Genomic DNA, 3,660 nt, shown 5'->3' on the forward strand with positions numbered 1-3,660 from the left:
GATTTCAAGCCGAGTTCTTTGAGTATCTTGTCTTCTTCGGACGGGATGGGTATCGGCCATTCGCGTGGATTCTCTTGCTTTACCCAGCGGTCGCTGCAGAGCGCCTTCATCTGCTCGAGTCTGAACATAGGTTTTGTATTGTTGACAAAACTATGTACGGAGTTTAAGACCTGTAGCAATCCCCAGATGATGCGCGGCTCCCCTCCTTTTCCGGCGGCAGCCTCCCGTATGTCCTCGCCATCGGTACCGAGTTCCTCAAACGGTGTTGCGACACCCGGAATATAGTGCCGAAAATATCCTTCTAAGGGATCATACCGGTAGGCGGAAAATAAGCGCGCAACATTGGTCTGAGCGGATGCCTCAGTATCCCGTTTCATATTGTTATCAGTACCATCAAAAAAAATACCGATGTTTAGATTGAAGTCACAATGTTTTCCACAATCCATCGGCAACGCACGTGGACAGACTACTTGGGCCGGTTCCAGGCAGGATTTTGCATTCGTCATGTTTATTTCCCCTTGACCGGTTCAGGTTCCTCGTCGGCAAGCGGTAGATAATCCGGCGCCGGGCCACGAGGATAGGCAGGTCCGGGATAATCAGGGCTCCCTATTCCCTCATCTGCAAACCAAATTTCGACTCGATGTCCTGGCAAAAAATGAACTACCATGCCGTAACTCTTTCCTATTGGAACTGCAAAATGTACTGGCACCATAGCCTCGTGCCAGCGCTCTTCTGAGACTCCAGTACGATATGTCCTCCATTTCACCGTCACTAATGTGGGACTGCTAGTCGTACTTGGCAAGGTCACGCAGCATACCGTTGAGCCTCCGCCACCCCAGCCGTGCTGGTTTCCTCCCCAAGTGCCATTCACATAAAACTCGGAAATCCCGATTCCTTTGCCGTAGTGAGCCACAGACGAAAGTGATGTCGCAGTTTTCCCTTCTGCCACCAGGCGGTTTGATCCGGCGCCAGCGCAGCCACTTAGCAAGATGGCTAAGAACGTCGGTAGCAACCATCGCGATAATGCAAAGTTAAAAAAACTATTCGCCATCCTTATTTCTCCTTTGTTGGCTCAGGTTTTTCATCGGGAAGCGGAACATAGTCGGGGGGCGGACCATGCGGATACGCTGGCCCTGGATAGTTAGGGCTACCGGTACCTTCGTCTGCGATCCAAACTTCAACTTTGTGACCAGGTAGAAAATGTACAACCATGTCGTAACCTGTTCCTGGTTTAGTTTCCGAGAGATGTAGGGGTACAGTCGCCTCGTGCCAGCGTTCCTCTGTGACCGCCGTGCGATAGGTTTCCCATTTCACGGTCATCATGATTGGCACATTGATCGTACGCGGCAGACTCACACAACACACGGTCGAACCTCCGCCACCCCAGCCGTGCTGAGTTCCTCCCCAAGTGCCATTCACATAAAACTCGGAAATCCCAATTCCTTTGCCGTAGTGGCCCACAGACGAAAGCGATGTAGCAATTTTCCCTTCCGCCACCAATCGATTTGATCCCGCACCAGCACACGCGCTTATTGACAATGTCAGCAGCATCAGCAATAACCAACGCAAAAAATTGGATTGAACGAAACTACTCTTCACTTACCCGCCGCGATGATGTCTTTTAGCAATGGGAACCGCGTTTCCGGGTCCATTGGCACGGAATTTTCAGGTACATGAGGTTGAGTTATAAATTCAGATAGACTCGGACATTTTTTCGCTTCCTCTACCTCCTTATCCGCAACGGCATTTTTGATCAAAAGACGTTCTCCCTGAGAGCTGAATTGTCGGCGCTGCGCTTTGGTCAATAATTTCTTGTAGTTCCCGGTAACAAACGTAAAGAAAATATTTCTCGCTACAGTTCCGTGATCTTCTATATCGAGTGCATGCTCAAGTTCATCTGTATGACGTGATGTCCGATTGACCGTGGCCGCTTTAAGCACAAGTTTTCCAATCTCTGTTATAAGATCCCTGTAAACTTGGTCTATTTCCTCAGAGTGTCTAAGTGGCCGTCCCGAAGCGTCATTTTCCTTTTCTGTTGCGGCAGAAGTGAGATCAATGAGCAGTATTGAGGTTGGCTCAGGGTCAAGGTCTGGAAACACCTTTGCAAGATACGCATAGGCATCGTCTTTGCTCCCGAGCATAAAGGTTGGGATCACTTTATGAGATTTAGTCATCTCAAAATAGGTGTCGGCAAGGTTCTCAACGGCTTGTTTTGACATGGGAATTTTTTTGTCGCGTATTATTTTCGCCAGGGCATCCCTGAACCATTCTTTGCTTACGGTAAAGGTTGAAAATGCGCATGCCGATGTTGCCGATTCGGTCACCACACCGTCCGCAGAAAAGCCAACTTGACTCCCTAAAGTCAACGGCACTATTAGTAGTGCCCGGAATACCCAATGGGATTTTGCAGATTTTTTTTGATTATTATTTTTCAAAAATAGATCCTTTCTGTTTATGCATCCAATGTGTCTTCGGGGGTAGCTGTCGCTAGAAATTCCACCCAATCTTTTTCCTGCAATGCCTGACCTTTCGACTTCAGGACCTTGCGGGCGAATACCGATAAGACTTCGCGATTATCCGAGCCGCTTTGCTCCCATATAGCAATACACTCCCGCGCCCACTCCCAGTAGTGATGCAATTGGCCGTCCATCATCTGCGGCGTGTAGTCAAGTTGGCACAGCAATCTATCGGGGTCGCTGCCAATGGCGAGGATCGCCAGTTGTGCATTGCTCAAAGTGAATTGCCTGTTTTCCGGGATCAGGCCGGCACGATCTTCCGGCAGTGCTAACGCGACTTCCTCACCCCGCCGGTTCAGCAACGTCCATCGATGGATGGGTCCGCTCATTTCACCCCATTGCTGCGGCGTCATGGCTGCCGGCAGATCGACCAGGATCCGCGTATCTGCAATACGCAATCCCATCAGCACCCCGTCGTCATCGTAGAAACACGCGAAACGTTGCAGATGGCGGGCCAGGGTGGGCAGGTCGGCTTCGCTGTGCAGCGTGGAGCAATGCAGCTTCCCCGGGAAGCCTTCGAGGATAGCCTCAACCACCGACGCGACGGCAAGTCCCGCCTCGGCCAGCAAGGCCATGTCAATCAGTATCGGTCCGGCCAGGCAGCGTTCCTCGGTTGGCAGCAGCATGGCGCACCAGTTTGCCGTCGGATCTACAAAATAGGGATGGTCACATAGCGCCTCATACGCCATGGCGCCGTCAATCAAGGAGTAATGCCGCATCATGGCAAGAGTCCGATGGTGGACAGCCTGCCTGGCCGCTTGCGGCAGGCATGGCCGCCGATCTGCTCTGCTGCGGTAATGCGTAGCGGCGTGTTTCCGCTGATGCGGGAAGGGATGAATCTCAGTGGACGACAGTGATTTTCCATAAACGACCCCTGCACTTGGTTTTGGTGCGGGGGATTCTGGCACAGGAAAATAATATTAACAAATACACATTTAATTACTATTAAATAACATGACAGCGATGAGTATTTCAGAGACTGCCACCGGCAAGCCTGGGCCTGAATGAATCGATAAAGCATCGACCCATAAAAAAAGGAGCCGAAGCTCCTCAGGTTGCTGACAAAGCCTTCCGAAATTGGAAGGCTTTTTCTATAATGGGGCATGCTAAAAATCCCTGCACCGTACCAGCACGAACTGGAGAT

The 3,660-nt window shown here is 50.8% G+C and carries 5 protein-coding genes and 1 pseudogene; all 6 read right to left on the bottom strand.

The window, feature by feature from the left end; genetic code table 11:
- Nucleotides 1-506 (bottom strand): annotated as a pseudogene (locus BM062_RS24765) (DUF2235 domain-containing protein); the annotation flags it as partial.
- Between the two features lie 2 nt (nucleotides 507-508).
- A complete protein-coding gene (locus BM062_RS24770; protein WP_092402374.1) occupies nucleotides 509-1,051 on the bottom strand; it encodes a DUF3304 domain-containing protein in 543 nt (180 codons plus the stop codon).
- A 2-nt stretch (nucleotides 1,052-1,053) separates the two neighbouring features.
- Entirely contained in the window at nucleotides 1,054-1,599 is a 546-nt protein-coding gene (locus BM062_RS24775) for a DUF3304 domain-containing protein (RefSeq protein WP_139220204.1), read from the bottom strand.
- Nucleotides 1,596-2,435: a hypothetical protein gene (locus BM062_RS24780; protein ID WP_139220205.1), complete on the bottom strand. Its 840-nt coding sequence runs from the start codon at nucleotides 2,433-2,435 to the stop codon at nucleotides 1,596-1,598. The genes BM062_RS24775 and BM062_RS24780 overlap by 4 nt, the downstream gene beginning before the upstream one ends.
- A gap of 17 nt (nucleotides 2,436-2,452) precedes the next feature.
- The gene (locus tag BM062_RS24785) at nucleotides 2,453-3,238 is read right to left on the bottom strand and encodes a DUF4123 domain-containing protein (protein WP_092402384.1); all 786 of its coding nucleotides are present in this window, start codon (nucleotides 3,236-3,238) and stop codon (nucleotides 2,453-2,455) included.
- On the bottom strand, nucleotides 3,235-3,660 hold a 426-nt coding region (locus BM062_RS25830), incomplete at its 5' end, for a hypothetical protein (RefSeq protein WP_217647651.1). The genes BM062_RS24785 and BM062_RS25830, both read right to left, overlap by 4 nt.

This window comes from Collimonas sp. OK412 (genome assembly GCF_900112135.1).
GTDB lineage: Bacteria > Pseudomonadota > Gammaproteobacteria > Burkholderiales > Burkholderiaceae_D > Collimonas > Collimonas rhizosphaerae.